General features: G+C 68.1%; 17 protein-coding genes. 7 read left to right on the top strand and 10 right to left on the bottom strand.

What is annotated here, in order from left to right:
• Positions 1-68 precede the first annotated feature (68 nt).
• Entirely contained in the window at positions 69-743 is a 675-nt protein-coding gene (locus tag NBE95_RS10245; protein ID WP_289893790.1) for an ABC transporter ATP-binding protein, read from the top strand.
• Positions 740-1,426, top strand: coding sequence for a phosphatase PAP2 family protein (locus NBE95_RS10240; RefSeq protein ID WP_289893789.1), 687 nt, complete (start codon positions 740-742; stop codon positions 1,424-1,426). The genes NBE95_RS10245 and NBE95_RS10240 overlap by 4 nt, the downstream gene beginning before the upstream one ends.
• Before the next feature lie 29 nt (positions 1,427-1,455).
• Here the strand turns inward: NBE95_RS10240 and NBE95_RS10235 are convergent, their stop codons facing one another.
• The 9 genes from NBE95_RS10235 to NBE95_RS10195 form a co-directional block, all read right to left on the bottom strand.
• Complete coding sequence (locus tag NBE95_RS10235; RefSeq protein ID WP_354670351.1) at positions 1,456-1,908, bottom strand: DUF2267 domain-containing protein; 453 nt, start codon at positions 1,906-1,908, stop codon at positions 1,456-1,458.
• A gap of 108 nt (positions 1,909-2,016) precedes the next feature.
• Positions 2,017-2,349 carry a YnfA family protein gene (locus tag NBE95_RS10230; protein WP_289893787.1) on the bottom strand — a complete coding sequence of 111 codons (333 nt, stop codon included), beginning with the start codon at positions 2,347-2,349 and terminating at the stop codon, positions 2,017-2,019.
• 1 nt (position 2,350) lies between these two features.
• On the bottom strand, positions 2,351-4,321 hold the full coding sequence (gene parE, locus NBE95_RS10225) for a DNA topoisomerase IV subunit B (RefSeq protein ID WP_289893786.1): 1,971 nt from the start codon (positions 4,319-4,321) through the stop codon (positions 2,351-2,353).
• Between the two features lie 578 nt (positions 4,322-4,899).
• Complete coding sequence (locus NBE95_RS10220) at positions 4,900-5,559, bottom strand: glutathione S-transferase family protein (RefSeq protein ID WP_289893785.1); 660 nt, start codon at positions 5,557-5,559, stop codon at positions 4,900-4,902.
• Between the two features lie 36 nt (positions 5,560-5,595).
• The gene (locus NBE95_RS10215) at positions 5,596-6,777 is read right to left on the bottom strand and encodes a membrane dipeptidase (protein WP_289893784.1); all 1,182 of its coding nucleotides are present in this window, start codon (positions 6,775-6,777) and stop codon (positions 5,596-5,598) included.
• A gap of 100 nt (positions 6,778-6,877) precedes the next feature.
• Positions 6,878-7,387: a GNAT family protein gene (locus NBE95_RS10210; protein ID WP_289893783.1), complete on the bottom strand. Its 510-nt coding sequence runs from the start codon at positions 7,385-7,387 to the stop codon at positions 6,878-6,880.
• Complete coding sequence (locus NBE95_RS10205) at positions 7,384-9,222, bottom strand: M3 family oligoendopeptidase (RefSeq protein WP_289893782.1); 1,839 nt, start codon at positions 9,220-9,222, stop codon at positions 7,384-7,386. The genes NBE95_RS10210 and NBE95_RS10205 overlap by 4 nt, the downstream gene beginning before the upstream one ends.
• 88 nt (positions 9,223-9,310) lie before the next feature.
• Entirely contained in the window at positions 9,311-10,258 is a 948-nt protein-coding gene (locus NBE95_RS10200) for an alpha/beta hydrolase (protein WP_289893781.1), read from the bottom strand.
• A 3-nt stretch (positions 10,259-10,261) separates the two neighbouring features.
• Positions 10,262-10,546: an SCP2 sterol-binding domain-containing protein gene (locus NBE95_RS10195; protein ID WP_289893780.1), complete on the bottom strand. Its 285-nt coding sequence runs from the start codon at positions 10,544-10,546 to the stop codon at positions 10,262-10,264.
• A 91-nt stretch (positions 10,547-10,637) separates the two neighbouring features.
• Between NBE95_RS10195 and NBE95_RS10190 the strand changes: the two genes are divergently transcribed.
• From NBE95_RS10190 to NBE95_RS10170, 5 genes are all read left to right on the top strand, one after another.
• A complete protein-coding gene (locus NBE95_RS10190) occupies positions 10,638-11,324 on the top strand; it encodes a tetratricopeptide repeat protein (protein WP_289893779.1) in 687 nt (228 codons plus the stop codon).
• Positions 11,324-14,284 carry a helicase-related protein gene (locus tag NBE95_RS10185; RefSeq protein WP_289893778.1) on the top strand — a complete coding sequence of 987 codons (2,961 nt, stop codon included), beginning with the start codon at positions 11,324-11,326 and terminating at the stop codon, positions 14,282-14,284. The genes NBE95_RS10190 and NBE95_RS10185 overlap by 1 nt, the downstream gene beginning before the upstream one ends.
• Positions 14,281-14,556, top strand: a complete 276-nt coding sequence (locus NBE95_RS10180; protein WP_289893777.1) for a S4 domain-containing protein — start codon at positions 14,281-14,283, stop codon at positions 14,554-14,556. Before NBE95_RS10185 ends, NBE95_RS10180 begins: the two co-directional genes overlap by 4 nt.
• A 175-nt stretch (positions 14,557-14,731) precedes the next feature.
• On the top strand, positions 14,732-15,070 hold the full coding sequence (gene fdxA, locus NBE95_RS10175; RefSeq protein ID WP_289894871.1) for a ferredoxin FdxA: 339 nt from the start codon (positions 14,732-14,734) through the stop codon (positions 15,068-15,070).
• A gap of 455 nt (positions 15,071-15,525) precedes the next feature.
• Positions 15,526-16,035: a CarD family transcriptional regulator gene (locus NBE95_RS10170; protein ID WP_289893776.1), complete on the top strand. Its 510-nt coding sequence runs from the start codon at positions 15,526-15,528 to the stop codon at positions 16,033-16,035.
• A 117-nt stretch (positions 16,036-16,152) separates the two neighbouring features.
• Here NBE95_RS10170 and NBE95_RS10165 read toward each other — a convergent pair whose 3' ends face one another.
• Positions 16,153-17,538, bottom strand: a complete 1,386-nt coding sequence (locus NBE95_RS10165) for a dipeptidase (RefSeq protein WP_289893775.1) — start codon at positions 17,536-17,538, stop codon at positions 16,153-16,155.
• Positions 17,539-17,675 lie beyond the last annotated feature (137 nt).

Here is a 17,675-nt window from a genome sequence, read left to right as displayed (position 1 = left end):
CCCGCTCGCCCGGCCCGCCGCCGGGGACCAGCCCCGGCCAATCCGAACCCGCAAGAGGGTCCCGCATCATGAATGACGTCCTGGTCCTCGAAGGCGTTTCCAAGACCTATGGCAAGGGCGGCCCGGCGCCGGTTCCGGTGCTCTCCGGCCTGTCGCTCAGCGTGGCGCGCGGCGAGGTGGTGGCGCTGGTGGCGCCGTCCGGGGCGGGGAAATCGACGCTTCTGCATATCGCCGGCCTGCTCGACACCGCCGATGCCGGGCGGGTGGCGATCAACGGCCGCGAGATGAGCGGGCAGGGCGACCGCGCCCGGACCGAGGCGCGGCGCGAGGAGCTGGGCTTCGTCTACCAGTTCCACCACCTGCTGCCCGAATTCACCGCGGCCGAGAACATCGTGCTGCCGCAACTGGCCAATGGCGTCTCCGGCGCCGCCGCGCGGGCGCGGGCCGCCGACCTGCTGGGGCGGGTCGGGCTGTCGCATCGCGCCGCCCACCGGCCGGCGCAGCTTTCGGGCGGCGAGCAGCAGCGCGTCGCCTTCTGCCGGGCGCTGGCCAACCAGCCCTCGCTGCTGCTGGCGGACGAGCCGACCGGCAATCTCGACCCGGCGACCTCGGACAAGGTGTTCGACATGCTGATGACGCTGGTGCGCGAAACCGGGCTGGCGGCGCTGATCGCCACCCACAACCTCGAACTGGCAGGGCGCATGGACCGGGTGGTGCGGCTGGGCGGGGGGGGCGCGGCATGACCGCCGCCGCCGGCCGGCGGCGGTGTACGGCCGGTGTACGCGCGGTGCATGCGGGCTGCACGCAGATCACGCCCGAAACCCCGGCAATTGCTGGTCCCGGCGGCCCGGACGCCGCCAGGCAGCCCCGGCGCAACGCCCGCAGCCGTTGCGCGCCGCCGCGGCCTTCACCGTTTTCCAAATACCCCGCCTGCCTGGCGGCGGGGCTGGCGCTTCTCGGCCTGCTGCCGGCCCCGGCCGCCGCCGACCCGTTCGAGCAGTTCGGCACGGCGATGAAATACGGCCTGCCGCTGGCCGCGGCCGCCTGCGCCGCCGACCAGGACCGGCTCGAGGATTTCGCGCTGCGCGGGCTTTTGCAGACGGCGCTGGTCTGGGCGATGAAGGAATATACCGACGCGCCGATCGCCCGCCGCCCTTCGGGCCAAGGCGGCGGCTTTCCCTCGGGCCATACGGCGATGGCCTTTTTCGGCGCCGCGGATCTGGCCGGAAAATGCTTCGAGGACAAACCCTTGGCCGGCGCCGCCACCTATGGCGCGGCCGGCCTGACCGGCTGGAGCCGCATCCATGCCGGCGAACATACCCCGCAGCAGGTCTGGACCGGGGCGCTGATCGGCATCAGCTTCGGCGCGGCAAGCTTCGGGATCGGCACCGAGGGCGCGAGCGTCTCGGTGGGGATGCGGTTCTGAGCCCTTAGCGGGCGGTCGATCCGATCGGCCTAGAAAATTCTTTGCTCGATCTCACGCGGATCGGCCACATCCACATGCCAAAACTCGACTGCGCCTTCGGGCAGGGTCGCCAGCACCCGCGCCAGATCCGCTTTGTTCGTGTAACGGCGCAAGGACCAGGCTGTCGCCTCAATGGCATTGTCAGGCGTCAGGTTGTGGTTCTGCCGGACCTTCTTTACCTCCTGCACCAAGGCAGCCCGCTCCGCGAAGGGAAGCGGGGGGAGGTGAACCTGCCAGCCCGCAACGAAAACCGCGCGCGGTATGGCTGGAAGAACGGAAGCAAAGTTCAATCCCTGCTGGGCGGTCAGCCGCCGCCGAAACACCTGTAAGACCCCGTCCATCGCGGTATAGGCCGTATTATCCGACGTGAGGTCCATGCGGTCCCTGAGATCGTCAAGGATCGCCCTCCATTCCTTGGAAGCGTGGCGATAGGTCCAGGGCATCGGCATGGTCGGCTCTCGTCTCTTCTGGGGCATCAGGCACCTGATTCTAGCCCGCCGAGGCCGATTCGTCCCGCAAAGCCGCCCAGCCCAGCTGCTCGTGACGACCCGCTACCCCCGCGCGCCGGCCAGGATCACCACCGCGCCCAGCCCGCACAGTCCGCCGCCCAGCAGATCCCAGCGGCTCGGCACCTGACCCTCGGTCAGCCACAGCCAGCCCAGCGAGGACGCCACATAGATCCCGCCATAGGCCGCATAGGCGCGGCCGGCGAAATCCGTGTCCACCCGGGTCAGCAGCCAGGCGAACAGCGCCAGCGAGACCATGCCCGGCACCAGCCACCAGGCCGAGCGGCCCAGCCGCAGCCAGGCCCAGAAGGCAAAGCAGCCGGCGATCTCGGCCAGCGCGGCAAGGACGTAGACGGCAAGCGGCGCGGCCAGCGCCATGTCAGAGGTCCAGTTCCTCGGCATCCGCGAATTGCGCGTTCTCCTGAATGAACTGGAAGCGCAGCTCGGGCTTCTTGCCCATCAGCCGCTCGACCAGGTCCGAGGTCTCGCCGCCCTCGTCCTCGTCGATCGAGACCCGGATCAGCTTGCGCGTCTTCGGGTTCATCGTCGTGTCCTTCAGGTCCTTGGCGTCCATCTCGCCCAGACCCTTGAAGCGTTGCACGTCGATCTTGCCCTTGCCCCCCAGGCCCTTGGCCAGCATCGCCTCTTTCTCGGCATCGTCGGCGACATAGACCCGATGCGCGCCCTGGGTCAGGCGATAGAGCGGCGGGCAGGCCAGATACAGATGGCCCTTGTCGATCAGCGGCCGCATCTGGGTGAAGAAGAAGGTCATCAGCAGCGAGGCGATATGGGCGCCGTCCACATCCGCATCGGTCATGATGATGATCTTGTCATAGCGCAGATCGTCCACGTTGAACTTGCTGCCCATGCCGGCGCCGAGCGCCTGGCAGAGACCGGCGATCTCCTGGTTCTGGCCGAGCTTCGAGCTGGCGGCGCCCAGCACGTTCAGGATCTTGCCGCGCAGCGGCAGCAGCGCCTGGGTCTGGCGTTCGCGCGCCATCTTGGCGCTGCCACCGGCCGAGTCGCCCTCGACGATGAACAGTTCGGTGCCGTCGCGGTTGGTGGCCGAGCAATCGACCAGCTTGCCGGGCAGACGCAGCTTCTTGGTCGCCGACTTGCGGGCGGTTTCCTTTTCCTGGCGGCGGCGCAGCCGTTCCTCGGCGCGCAGCACCAGGAAATCCAGGATCGCGCCGGCGGATTTCGTGTCGGCCGCCAGCCAGTTGTCGAAATGGTCGCGCACCGCGCCCTCGACCAGCCGGGCCGCCTCGGTGGTGGCCAGGCGGTCCTTGGTCTGGCCGACGAATTCCGGCTCGCGGATGAAGCAGCTGACCAGCGCGCAGCCGCCGGTCAGCAGGTCGTCGCGGGTGATCTGCGCCGCCTTCTTGTTGCTGACCCGTTCGCCATAGGCGCGGATGCCGCGCAGGATCGCCGACCAGAAGCCGGCCTCATGCGTGCCGCCCTCGGGCGTGGGGACGGTGTTGCAATAGGACTGGATGAAGCCGTCGCGCGACGGCGTCCAGTTGATCGCCCAGTCCACCTTGCCAGGGGTGTTGAACTTTTCCTTGAAATCGACGCTGCCGGCAAAGGGCCGGTCGGCATAGGTCGAGGAGCCGTCGAGGGTTTCGGAAAGATAGTCGGCCAGCCCGCCGGGAAAGTGGAACACCGCCTCCGGCGGCGTCTCGCCGTCGTCGATCTCGGATTTCCAGCGGATCTCGACGCCCGAGAACAGATAGGCCTTGGATTTCACCATCTTCAGCAGCCGCGCCGGTTTGAAGCGGTGATGGCCAAAGATCTGCTCGTCGGCGTGGAAGGTCACGGTGGTGCCGCGCCGGTTCGGGGCGGCGCCGACCTTTTCCACCGGGCCAAGCGGGACCCCGCGCGAGAAACTCTGCTGGAACAGCTCCTTGTTGCGGGCGACCTGCACCACCATGCTGTCCGACAGCGCGTTGACCACCGAGGCGCCGACGCCGTGCAACCCGCCCGAGGTCTGATAGGCGTCGCCCGAGAACTTGCCGCCGGCATGCAGCGTGCACAGGATCACCTCCAGCGCCGACTTGCCGGGAAATTTCGGGTGCGGGTCGATGGGAATGCCGCGGCCGTTGTCGCGGATCACCACGCTGAAATCGGCCAGCAACTCGACCTCGATGCGGCTGGCGTGGCCGGCCACCGCCTCGTCCATCGAGTTGTCGAGGATCTCGGCCACCAGGTGATGCAGGGCGCGTTCATCGGTGCCGCCGATATACATGCCGGGACGCTTGCGGACGGGCTCCAGCCCCTCGAGAACCTCGATCGAGGCGGCCGAATAGCTTTCGGTGGCCTTGTCCGAGGCGGGAAAGAGATCGTCTGCCATGGCACCTGCTCGTCTTGTACTCTGGGCCGGCGTTATCTCATGCCCGGCGGGCCATGGGCAAGGGAAAGTGTCGGCCGGGGCAGGGGCCGCAAGTGATGGTGGCCGAGCGCGGCGTCAAGCCCCGCCAAATGCGACAAAACGCCCGGCAGTTTGACGCAGGTCAAGGTCGGTCGCGGGAATCACTGTCACAGTTCTGTCGTTGAAGGGTGAACGGGGGCGCGCGCGAATGGATGGTGAGCGGGTCAAGAGGGAAACGCCGGCCACCTCCGAAGGGTAAAGAGTTGGGAGTGGCGGTGGTCGGGGCGGCGTCGGTCGCGCCCCGGCCGCCGCTACTGCCACGGACAGCGCCGGCCGACGGCGATGCGACCGGGAAGGCGGCTGAGAAGGGGCTGACAACGAGGGCTGTGGCCGGTGGTTCCATCCCGCCGTTGGTTGCGCCAGACGGTGGCAATGGCGAGGGGGCGAGCGTCCCCCCGTGGCTGTCCCGCCGCCGATCCCGATGTGATCCGGCGGCTTTCGAGCCCGGGCGCCATCGCTGTTCCCGCAGGCCGGCCTGCGCCCGCGGCGGGCGAGGCGGCCTATTCGGGTTCGGCCTGCCGCTCCTGCCACATCTTGTGAAAGGCCGGCCGGGCCTGGCAGTCGGCAAGCCAGGCCTGGACGGCCGGAAACTGCTCCATCAGCGCGCCGTGGCCCTGGGCATAGCGCAGGATCTCGGCCACGTTCAGGTCGGCCACGGTGAAGCGGCCGCCGACCAGATGGCCATGCCGGTTCAGGTGATGCTCGAGCACCGCCAGCGGGCGGACCAGCCGCTCGGCCGCATTGGCGACGGCGGCCTGGGCGGCGCCCGGCTGGGCCTGGCCGCTGTGGTGGTTGAACAGGATGGCCAGCGCGTCCGGCTCGATCGCGGTGGCGGCGTAGAAGCTCCATTGCAGCATCAGCGCATCCTCGATGGCATCGGCGGGGCCGAAAGGTTGGCCGTGCTTGCGCGCCAGGTGCAGCGTGCAGGCCAGCGATTCCGACAGCACCAGGTCGCCGTCCTGGATCACCGGGATGGCGCCGGCGGGCGAGAGTTTCAGGAAGCTCTCGGAATGGGTGTTCAGCGGCGCGTCGGGGGCGTCGGGATCGGGCAGGCGATAGGCCTGGATCACCGGCACCTGCTTGAAGGGCAGGCCCAGCTCGTGACACAGCCAGACGATGCGCGAGGCGCGCGAGCGGGTGACGCCATAGACGGTCAGCATGGTTCTCTCCTGGTCTCGGCGCGAGCTTAGGCGCGTTCAGAGGGTCTGGGCAAGGTAGCGCATCATGTTGCCGCCCATGACCTTGGCGATCTGCTGGTCGGTCAGGCCGGCATCCAGCAGCGCCTGGGTCAGCGCCGCCAGATGCGCCGCGTCGAAGGGCGCATCCACCGAGCCGTCGTAATCCGAGCCCAGCGAGACGTGGTCCTCGCCCACCAGTGCGATGGCCGCCTGGATGGATGCGGCGATGTCCGCGGGGGTCTTGCCGCAGTTCACGTCGGCCCAATAGCCGATGCCGATCAGGCCGCCCTTGTCGGCGATGGCCTTGACCAGCCCGTCGGGCAGGTTGCGCGGGCTGGCGCAGCGGCCGTGGATGCCGGTATGCGACAGGATCGGCCGGGTGCCGGGAATGGCCAGCACGTCGCGCACCATCTGCGGGCTGGCATGGGCCAGGTCGATGATCATGCGCTTGTCCATCATCTCGGCCACCACCTCGCGGCCGAAATCCGACAGGCCCGAGCCGCTGCCGCCCTCGCCATGCAGGCTGCCGCCCAACTCGTTGTCGAAGAAATGCGTCAGTCCCAGCAGGCGGAACCCGGCGCCGTAGAGCACCTGAAGATTGGCGATATTGCCCTCCAGCGGATGCCCGCCCTCGCTGCCCAGGATGGCGCCGACGGTCTGGGCGCCGTTCTGGCGCGCCTCGAGCAAGGTCTGCAGGTCCGCGGCCGAGCGGATCAGCATCAGCCGGTCCGGTGCCGCTTCGGCGGCGCGGCGCAGCGCGGCGGCCTGCACCAGGGCGCGTTCCTTGAGGCTGAACCAGCTGGGCAGCGGGCGCAGCTGGCCGATGAACAGCGGCGTGATGTTGTCCGGCGCCTCGGCGGAGTTCTGGCTGTAGTTCTGGCCGCGCGGGCTTTTGGTGACGGTGGTGAAGACCTGCACGGCGACATTGCCTTCGGCCAGGCGGGGAATGTCGGTATGGCCACGCTCGGCCCGGTCCAGAAGGTCGCGGTCCCACAGCAGCGCGTCCGAATGCCAGTCGCCGATCACCAGCTGCTGATGCAGCGCCTCGGCCTGCGGCGAGACCGGCCAGCCCTTCGCCGGCATGGTCACGGGGTTCAGCCGGCTTTCGACCAAGCCGGGGCCCCAGATCGCCACCGCGACGGCCGCCAGCACCGCAAGCCCCAGAAGCCACAGGAAAATGCGCCGGATCATGCGGATCATGCCGTCCCCCTTGTCTCGTCCGGGGCGGAGCATAGGGCAGGGCCGCCGGCCATGCGACGGAAAACTGCCCCGACCCGTCCGCCGGGGAAGGTGCTGCGGATCAGAACGTCTGCCGCCCCGGCTGCCCGTCCGCGAGCGACAGGCGCAGGATATGCTGCGGCCCGATCCGGCCGCCGTGATAGAAGCTGCCGGTATCGGTGAATCCGGCGTCCAGATAGACGGCGCGCGCCACCGGATTGACCTCGTTGACCGTCAGCACCAGGGCCTTGGCTCGGGGATAAAGCCGGGGCACATAGCGACCAAGCGCCCGCATCGCCGCCTTGCCGGTGCCGTGCCCCTGTTCGGCGGCGTCGATCATCACCCCGCGCAATCCCAGATCCTGCGGGCCGGCAAAGTCGAAATGGGCGGCATAGGCGCGGTCGATCTTGAAGAATCCGACCGCGCGGCCGTCGCGGGTCACGACATGGAAGTCGCAGCCCGGCTCGTCGGCGGCGAAATGGCCGGCGATGGTGCCGCAGAACGGCTCCTGCTCGGGGCGCACGGCGATATGGGCCACGCGCTCGAACCCGTCGCGGCCCAGAGGTTCCAGCACGACCTTGGGTGCGGTCACGCCTCCATCGCCTCGAGCTCGTCGATGAAGCCCTCGATCATCGACAGGCCCTTGTCCCAGAACGCCGGGTCCGAGGCGTCGAGGCCGAAGGGCGCCAGCAGTTCCTTGTGGTGCTTGGAGCCGCCCGCCGCCAGCATGTCGAAATACTTGGCTTGGAAGTCCGGCAGCCCGTCCTCGTAGGCGGCATAGAGCGCGTTCACCAGCCCGTCGCCGAAGGCATAGGCATAGACGTAGAAGGGCGAATGCACGAAATGCGGCACATAGGCCCAGAAGGTCTCGTAGCCCGGCATGAACTCGAAGGCGTCGCCCAGCGATTCCGCCTGCACCGACATCCACAGCGCGTTGATGTCGTCCGGCGTCAGCTCGCCCTTGGCGCGGGCGGCATGCAGCTTGCATTCGAAATCGTAGAAGGCGATCTGGCGCACGACCGTGTTGATCATGTCCTCGACCTTGCCGGCCAGCAGCGCCTTGCGCTGCGCGGGATCGGTGGTCTTTGCCAGCAGGGCGCGGAAGGTCAGCATCTCGCCGAAGACGCTCGCCGTCTCGGCCAGCGTCAGCGGCGTCGAGGCCAGCAGTTCGCCCTGTCCGGCTGCAAGGCGCTGGTGGACGCCGTGGCCGAGTTCATGCGCCAGCGTCATCACGTCGCGCGGCTTGCCGAGGTAGTTCAGCAGCACATAGGGATGCACCGTGGTCACGGTGGGATGCGCGAAGGCGCCGGGCGCCTTGCCGGGCTTTACCCCGGCGTCGATCCAGCCCTTGTCGAAGAAGGGCTGCGCCAGTTCCGCCAGTTTCGGCGAGAATCCGGCATAGGCGTCGATCACGGTGGCCTCGGCCTCGGGCCAGGCGATCAGGCGCGGCGTCTCGGTCGGCAGCGGGGCGTTGCGGTCCCAGACCTGCAGCTTGTCGAGGCCCAGCCATTTGGCCTTCAGCCGGTAGTAGCGATGCGACAGCCGCGGATAGGCGGCGGTGACGGCATTGCGCAGCGCCTCGACCACCTCGGGCTCGACATGGTTCGACAGGTGGCGCGCGGTCTGCGGCGTCGGCATCTTGCGCCACTTGTCCTCGATGGCCTTTTCCTTGGCCAGGGTGTTGTGGATGCGGGCGAACAGCTTGACGTTCTTGCCGAACACCTCGGCCAGGCCGCGGGCGCCGGCCTCGCGCCGGGCGCGCTCGTGGTCGGTCAGCAGGTTCAGCGTCGCCTCCAGCCCCAGCTCCTCGCCATCGACATCGAAGCTCAGGCCGGCGGTGGTCTCGTCGAACAGCCGGTTCCAGGCGGCGGCGTCGACCACGGAATTGTCGTGCAGGAAGCGTTCCAGCTCGTTCGACAGCTGATAGGGCCGCATGGCGCGCATCCGGTCGAAGACCGGCTTGTAGCGCGCGGGCCCATCCGCCGCCGAGAACACCTCGTCATAGCGCGCGTCGGGAATGCGGTTGAACTCCAGGCTGAAGAACACCAGCCGGGTGGTGGCGGTGGTGATGCGGTCCTGCAGGTCGCCCATCTGCTTGGCGCGGGTCGCATCGGTGGTGTTCTGGTAATAGCGCAGCCCGGCATAGGACATGATCCGCCCGGCCAGGACGTCGATCTGCTGGTAACGCTCGATGCATTCCAGCATCTTCTCGGCCGAGAGCGAGGCGAGCTTGCCTTCATAGTCGCGGGCGAATTCGCAACAGGCCTTCTCGACCGCCTCCAGATCGCGGATCAGGTCCGGGGCTTCCGGCGAGGGGTAGAGGTCGCTCAGATCCCATTCCGGCAGTGGGCCCAGATCGGGATTGGCGGCGGCGGCGGGAAGGGCGTTTTCGTCTCGCGGCAGAAGGCGGCTGGCTGAAATCGTCATCGTTATTCCTTTCCTCTGCGACAACATGTGACGCCTGATGCGCCCGGCTGCAAGTCGAAGGGAACAATCGGGCGGCCGAGACGGCGCCTCAGCGCCGGTCGGTGGCGGCCGAGAAATGCGCGACCACCGACTCGAGGAAGCGGCTGCGGACCGGGTCGCGCTCCAGCATCGGCTCGTGCCGGCATTCGGCCAGTTCCAGCAGCGCGGCGCCGGGCCATCGGGCGGCGCGGGCGCGGATGGCGGGGCTCGAGACGATCCGCTCGGCGTCGCCAAGCGCGATCAGCGCCGGCAGGGCGGGCGAGGGCAGGGCGGCGATGCGGCGGCATTCCAGGATCGCCTCGCGCAGCCAGTCGTTGCTGGCGCCGCCGACCGAGATGTCGGGCCAGGCCGCGGCCTCGGCCACCAGCCGGCCCCAGCGCCGGCCGTCATGGGTCAGCAGGTTGTCGTGGAACGGGTCCAGCAGGACGAAACTTTCCTCGCCCCCCGCGCGCGGCGCCGGGTGGCCGCCGCGGCCCAGCCGGGACAGGGCGGTGGCCAGGCCGAGCGCCAGCCATTCCGGCACGCCGCGCAGGTCGATGCCCCACATCGGCGCCGAGAAGGCGACGCTGTCCACCGGCAGCCCCGCCTCGAGCGCGGCGAGGCCGATGGTGCCGCCCATGGAATGGGCCAGCAGGTGCCAGGGTCGGGGCAGATCAAGTTCCTGCGCCGCCACCACCAGTTCGACCACGTCGCGCTGGTAATCGGCGAAACTGCCGATATGTCCGGGTCGGACATTGGCCTGCAGCCGGTCGGACATGCCCTGGCCGCGCCAGTCGATGGACAGCACCTCGAACCCGGCGCCGTTCAGGTCCGCCGCGGTCTCGGCATATTTCTCGACATATTCGGTGCGGCCGGGAAACAGCAGCACCGTGCCGGTGGCGCCGCCCGCCGGCCAATGCGCGGCGCGCAGCCGCACCCCGTCATCGGCCCGCAGCCAGAAGGCGCGGGCCAGGGGCAGCGGATCGCCGGGCAGGGTGTTGAAGGGCGCGGGCTTCATCGCTTAAGAAAGCAGTGCCCCCAGTTTCATCGCCGTGCCCATCGAGCCGTCGACCTTCAGCTTGCCGGTCATGAAGGCGGTGGTCGGGTTCACGTCGCCCGAGAGCAGCCCCTCGAAGGTCTCGCGGCTGGCGGTCAGCGTCACCTCGGCCTCGTCATCGGCGGCGCGGGCGCCGTTGGCGTCGATATAGACCGAGCCCTCGCCCTCGATGACGAATTTGGCGGTGCCGTCGAAGCCCTTGGCCTTCTCGTCCAGCGCGGTCACGGCGCCTTCGATGACTTTGCTCATTCCATATCTCCTGTTCTCGTGTCTGGAATTGGTTGGGGCAGAGGTTTACATGGGGAATATGCGTTGGCCAGTCCCTCATTTCCATCATGCCGTGGCGGCAGGGCTTTTCCTGGGGCTTCTGGGGCCCGTCGCGGCCGTGGCCTGGCAGGGTGTCCCCGGCGCGATACCGGCCCAGGACGCGGTCCCGCAAGACGATTCTCCTGAAAATTCTCCTGAAAATGACAGCGATCCGCCGGTTGCGGACGCGCTGTCGGAACCGGCCGCGGCTTCGGAGCCGACCGCAGCCGCGCGGCTGCGCGAGCGCGAGGATCTGGACATGCTTTTCGCCGAACTGGCCCAGCCCGAGGGCGAGAGCTGGGCCCGGGCCGAGACCGATATCCTGCGCATCTGGTCGCGCTCCGGCTCGGCCGCCATGGATTTGCTCTACAAGCGCGGCGAGTCGGCGCTGGATGCCGGCGACACGGCGACGGCGCTGGGCCACTTGACCGCGCTGACCGATCACGCGCCGGATTTCGCGGCCGGCTGGTATCTGCGCTCGATCGCCTTCTATCTCGACGGGGATTACGGCCCCGCCTTGGGCGATCTGGAACAGGTGCTGCGGCTTGAACCGCGGCATTTCGGGGCGCTGACGCAGCTCGGCACCATGCTTGAGGAACTGGGCGACGGCCGCCGGGCCCTGGACGTCTTCCGCGCCAGCCTGAAGATTCACCCGCATCAGCAGGACGCGCAGGATGCCGTTCAGCGGATCGAACAGGAACTGCAAGGCACGGACGCCTGATGAACGACAGATCGCGGGTCACGGCCGTCCTTGGCCCGACCAATACCGGCAAGACCCATTACGCCATCGAACGCATGCTGGCGCATCGCACCGGGGTCATCGGCCTGCCGCTGCGGCTGCTGGCGCGCGAGGTCTATGACCGCATCGTCAAGGCGCGCGGCCCCTCGGTCGTGGCGCTGGTCACGGGCGAGGAGCGCATCGTCCCCGAGCGCGTGCAATACTGGGTCGCCACCACCGAGGCCATGCCCGAGGTCGGCGCCGATTTCGTCGCCATCGACGAGATCCAGCTTTGCGCCGATCCGGAACGCGGCCATGTCTTCACCGACCGGCTGCTGCACATGCGCGGGCTGCACGAGACGCTGCTGCTGGGCAGCGACACGATGCGCCCGGCCATCGCCGCGCTGGTGCCGCAGGCACTGTTCATGCGGCGCGAGCGCTTCTCGACGCTGAGCTGGGCCGGCTCGAAAAAGATCAGCCGCATGCCGCCGCGCTCGGCCATCGTCTGCTTCTCGGTCGAGGAGGTCTATGCCACGGCCGAACTGATCCGCCGACAAAAGGGCGGCTGCGCCGTGGTGATGGGGGCGCTGAGCCCGCGCACGCGAAACGCCCAGGTCGCCATGTATCAGCAGGGCGAGGTAGATTATCTGGTCGCCACCGACGCCATCGGCATGGGACTGAATCTGGACATCCGTCACGTCGCCTTCTCGGCCACCGAGAAATTCGACGGCCGCCGCTATCGCGAGCTGTTCCCGCACGAGCTGGGCCAGATCGCCGGCCGCGCCGGGCGTCATACCGAGCCGGGCACCTTCGGCGTCACCGGCGATGCCGGTCCGCTGGAGGAGGGGCTGGTCGATGCCATCGAGAACCACCGCTTCGCGCCGATCCAGCGGCTGATGTGGCGCAACGCGGCGCTGGAATTCGGCACGGTCGAGCGGCTGATCCAGAGCCTGGAAACCGCGCCCGAAAGCGGCTGGCTGACCCGCGGCCGCGAGGCTGACGACCTGCGGGCGCTCAAGGCGCTTGCAGCCATGCCCGACATCCGCGACCAGGTGACGCACCCCCGCGACGTGCGGCTGCTTTGGGATGTCTGCCGGATTCCCGATTTCCGCTCGATCTCGGCCGCCGAGCATTCGACATTGCTGGCGCGGATCTACGGGTTCCTGCGCGCAGGCAGGGTGCCCAACGACTGGCTGCAGGGCCAGATCGCCCGGATTGATAAAACGCAAGGCGATATCGACACATTGTCGAAACGATTGGCATATATACGCACTTGGACCTATGTTGCCCAGCGTTCGGGCTGGGTTTCGGATGAAAGCCATTGGCGCGCCGAGACGCGCGCGGTAGAAGATCGGTTGTCGGACGCGCTTCACGCGGCTCTGACGCAAAGATTCGTGGACCGGCGCACATCCGTGCTGCTGCGCCGGCTCAAACAGAAGGAGAGCCTTTTGGCCGAGGTGAATGACAAGGGCGAAGTGACGGTCGAGGGCGAGTTCGCCGGCCGTCTGGAGGGCTTCCGCTTCCACGCCGATCCGAGCGCAACCGGGGATGAGGCGCGCATGCTGAGCCGCGCCGCCTATGAGGCGTTGCGCCCCGAATTCCATCTGCGTGCCGACAGGTTCTACAACGCGCCGGATACCGAGCTGGACTTCACCGAGCAGGGCGGCCTGATGTGGGGCAGCTCGGCCATCGGCAAGCTGGTCAAGGGCGCCGAGCCGTTGAAGCCCGGCGTCGAGCCCTTCGTCGACGAGGAGGCCGGGCCCGAGATCGCCGACAAGGTGCGCCGCCGGCTGCAGCATTTCATCGACCGCAAGATCGCCACGCTGTTCGAGCCGCTGCTGGCGCTGAAGAACGACGAGACGCTGACCGGCCTGGCCCGCGGCTTCGCCTTCCGGCTGGTCGAGGCGCTGGGGGTGCTGCCGCGCGAGGGCGTCGCCGCCGAGGTCAAGGAACTGGACCAGGAATCGCGCGGCCTTCTGCGCAAGCACGGCGTGCGTTTCGGCCAGTTCACCATCTTCCAGCCGGCGCTGCTGAAGCCGGCGCCGACCCGGTTGCGGCTGGTGCTCTGGGGCCTGGATCAGGGGCTGGCCGAGTTCCCGGAAAGCCCGCCGCCGGGCCTGGTGACCATCCCGAACCTGCCGGACGTGCCCAAGGGCTACTACACGCTCTCGGGCTATCACCCGGCGGGCGAGCGGGCGATCCGCATCGACATGCTGGAACGGCTGGCCGACATGCTGCGGGGCCAGGACAGCCGGGGCGGGTTCGAGGCGACGCCGGACATGCTGTCGATCACCGGCATGACGCTGGAGCAATTCGCCGGGTTGATGCAGGGGTTGGGCTATCGCGCCGAGAAGAGCGAGCGGGTCAAGGCCCGTGCCGAGGCCGCGCCCGCCGCTGCCGAGCCGGCGCCCGCGCCCGAAACCGCCGATCACGAGCATCCGCTGACCGAGGAGGAAAGCGTGCTCGCCGCCGAGACCCGCGCTCGGTGGGAAGCCGAACAGGCCGCGCGCAAGGCTGCCGAGGCTTCGGCCGAAGGGGAAGCCGCCGCCGAGGGCGAGACCGTCGCTGCCGAGGCGGCGCCCGAGGTCGAGGCGTTCTACACCTTCACCTGGGCCCCGCGTCCGCGCGGCGGCCAGCGCCGCCCCGAGCGCGGCGAGCGCCAAGGCCAAGGCCAAGGCCAGGGCCAGGGTCAGGGCCGTCCGCAGGGCGAGCGTGGCCCGCGCCGCGAGCGCGAGGCCGGGCAGGAACCCCGCCGCGATGGAAAACCCTTCGAGGGCAAGCGTCGCGACGAGAATCGCGGCGAACGGGGCGACCGTCCCGACCGCGGCCCGAAGGGCAAGCACAAGGGCAAGCCGCGCCATGACGGGCCGAAGAGTTTCGAGGCGCGCCCGCCGCGGGCCGAGAAACAGGCCGACCCGGACAGCCCCTTTGCCATCCTTGCCGCGCTCAAGAACAAGACGTGAGCGCGGAAGCGGCAGGCTCGATCAGGCTTGACCGCTGGCTGCATCACGCCCGGCTGTTCAAGACCCGCACCCTGGCTGCCGACGCCATCGCCGGCGGCGGCATCCGGGTGAACGGGCAGCCCTGCAGCAAGCCCGCCCAGCCGGTGCGGCATGGTGACACGGTCACCGTCTCGGCCCATGGCCGGGTCCGGGTGTTGCGGCTGCGACTGCTGGGCGAGCGCCGCGGCCCCGCCAGCGAGGCCGCCGGCCTTTATGAGGAAATCGCGTTCTGATTCGCGGCCCTCGCCGGTCGAATCCGGAACGCGGTTCCTGCCTGACGGTGCATGTCGGAACGCCGTCCTGCCGCGCCGGACTTGCCGCCGCATCACCGTCTTTTCGCCCGGCATGGCCTTGAATGATGGCTGCCACGGGCGTAACTACCCGCTCAGGAACCAGGAATATCGCGCCATGACCTATGTCGTCACAGATAACTGCATCATGTGCAAATACACCGACTGCGTCGAGGTGTGTCCCGTGGACTGTTTCTACGAAGGCGAGAATACGCTGGTCATCCATCCCGACGAATGCATCGACTGCGGCGTCTGCGAACCGGAATGCCCGGCCGACGCGATTCGCCCGGATACCGAGCCGGACATGGAAAGCTGGGTCGAGTTCAACCGCAAATATGCCGAACTCTGGCCGGTGATTACCCGCAAGAAGGATCCGATGCCCGACTATCAGGAGATGGACGGCAAGCCCGGCAAGCTGGAGAAATACTTCTCCGAGGCCCCCGGCGAAGGGGATTGAGACCTGCAGTCTCGCCTGTGGCGGCCGGTCGTTCACAAAGCTAACGACTGTGTTGAACGCGCATCATTCCTCGCTTTTGTCTGTGTGGCAATGGCGGGTACGGGCCGGAATCGCTAGACCGGAGCCGTGGTCGGGGAGGAGGCGATTCGCCCCGGGTCACGCACCGGTTCTGGCGGTGCTCGGGTTCCGAGTTTCTGATTTTCAACGATTTTCTGCCTTCTGACAGGACCGGTGCCGCTTTGCAGCGAACCTTTGAACCGGCGCGATTTTTGTGCTAAAGTGCAACGATATCGCGCCGGTTGGGCTGCTTTCTGTGGCCTGTCCGGCGTTGCTGCCTGTTCTGGTCGACTGCCCGGCCGGAAATGCAAGAACAACGACACCGACCCGTAAGGGGGGGATCGTCCCGCCTTGGGGTCTTTTGTGCCGCCCGCCGGCGCAACTGCGAAGGAAGCCCAATGTCGAAAGCCAAGAAGACCGAATTCCGCCCCGATGATTTCGTGGTGTACCCGACGCATGGCGTGGGTCGCATCGTTTCGATCGAAGAGCAAGAGGTTGCCGGGCTGCGCCTCGAGATGTTCGTGATCTCGTTCGAGAAGGACAAGATGACCCTGCGCGTGCCGACCGCGCGCGCTTCCGAGATCGGCATGCGCGGCCTGTCGACCCCCGACCTGGTCGAGCGGGCGCTGGACACGCTGAAGGGCAAGGCCCGGGTCAAGCGCGCCATGTGGTCGCGCCGCGCCCAGGAATATGAGCAGAAGATCAATTCCGGCGACCTGATGTCGATTGCCGAGGTGGTGCGCGACCTGCATCGCAACGACGATCAGCGCGAGCAATCCTATTCCGAGCGTCAACTGTACGAGGCGGCGCTGGACCGCCTGACCCGCGAAGTCGCCGCCGTCAGCGGCATGGACGAGGCCGGCGCCCAGAAGAAGGTCGAGACGGTGCTGACCGCCCGCGCCGCCTGAACCGGACGGGCCGGCCAAGCGACAAGAAAAGGGCGCCTGCGGGCGCCCTTCGCATGTCCGGCGCAGCCGGAAACCGATGGCAGGCTGCGTCCAGGCGGCCTGCCATCGGAGGCCGGATCAGCTCAGCGCCGCCAGGATGCGCGCCCAGCTGCGGGCGCCCTTGGCGAAGCTTTCCAGATCGTATTTCTCGTTCGGGGAATGGATGCGGTCGTCGTCGCGGCCGAAGCCGATCAGCATCGAATCCATGCCCAGGATGGTTTTGAAATCGCCCGCGATGGGGATCGAGCCGCCGGCGCCGATATAGGCGGCCTCGCGACCCCATTCCTGGGACAGCGCGGCTTTCGCCGCCGCAAAGGCCGGATCCGAGATGTCCATGCGGCTGGCCGGGCTGGCGCCGTGACCGTGGAAGGCGACCGTGCAATCAGCCGGAATGGCGGCGCGGACATGGGCGCGGAAGGTCTCGCGGATTGCTTGCGCATCCTGGGTGCCGGTCAGGCGGAAGCTGACCTTGGCGCGTGCCTCGGCCGGCAGCACGGTCTTGAAACCCGCGCCGGCATAGCCGCCCGAGATGCCGTTGATCTCGAAGGTCGGGCGGTTCCAGACCATCTCCAGCCCGGTGCGGCCGGTCTCGCCGACCGGCCGGTTCAGGCCGACCCGCGACAGGAATTCCCCGGTATCGAAGCCCAGATCCTGCCAGTCGGCGCGCAGTTCCTCCGTCAGTTCCTCGACGCCGTCGTAGAAGCCGGGCAGGGTGATGCGGCCGTCGGCATCCTTCACGGTGGCCAGCACGTTCACCAGAATCTGGATCGGGTTGGCGGCCAGCCCGCCGAAGCTGCCGGAATGCAGGTCGCAGTCGGCGGCGCGAACGACGATCTCCTCGCCCAGCAACCCGCGCAACTGGGTGGTGATCGCCGGGCGACCGTCGGAATACATGCCGGTGTCGCAGATCATGGCGATGCCGGCGCGCAGCTCGTCCGCATTCTCGCGCAGGAAGGGCTGCAAGCTGGGCGAGCCGGATTCCTCCTCGCCCTCGAATAGCAATGTCAGGTCCGAGGGCAGTTCGCCATGCACCGCTTTCCAGGCCCGGAAGGCCTCGACGAAGGTCATCAGCTGGCCCTTGTCGTCGGCGGCGCCGCGGCCGCGGATCACCCGGCCTTCGGGCGTGTCCTGGATCTCGGGCTCGAAGGGCGGGCGGTCCCACAGCTCCAGCGGATCGACCGGCTGCACGTCGTAATGGCCATAGAACAGCAGTGGCCGGCGCGTGCCTTTCGGGGAATGCGCCACCACCATCGGATGGCCGGGCGTGTCGCGGACCGAGGAGTCGAAGCCCAGCGATTGCAGCTCCGCGCAAAGCCATTCGGCCGCGCGGCGCACGTCGCCGCGATGCGCCGGGTCGGTCGAGATCGAGGGGATGCGCAGGAACGCCTCGAGCCGCGCCAGCGCCTGCGGCAGATCCGCGTCCAGCGTTGAAAGTACTTCGTCGATTTTCGGGCTGTTCGGCATGTTTTCCCTATTCCTGAATGATTTGGTCAGAGAACTTGGATGGTTCCATGGTCGTAATGCGGCATTTTGACCCTATATTTTCTCTGATTTGACACGTATCAAGTCGTGACCCGCGGGATCGGAGCATGATCCCCCAA

The organism is Paracoccus sp. TOH (assembly GCF_030388245.1).
Classification (GTDB): Bacteria; Pseudomonadota; Alphaproteobacteria; order Rhodobacterales; family Rhodobacteraceae; genus Paracoccus; species Paracoccus simplex.
This window is presented reverse-complemented; position numbering and strand designations above follow the sequence as displayed.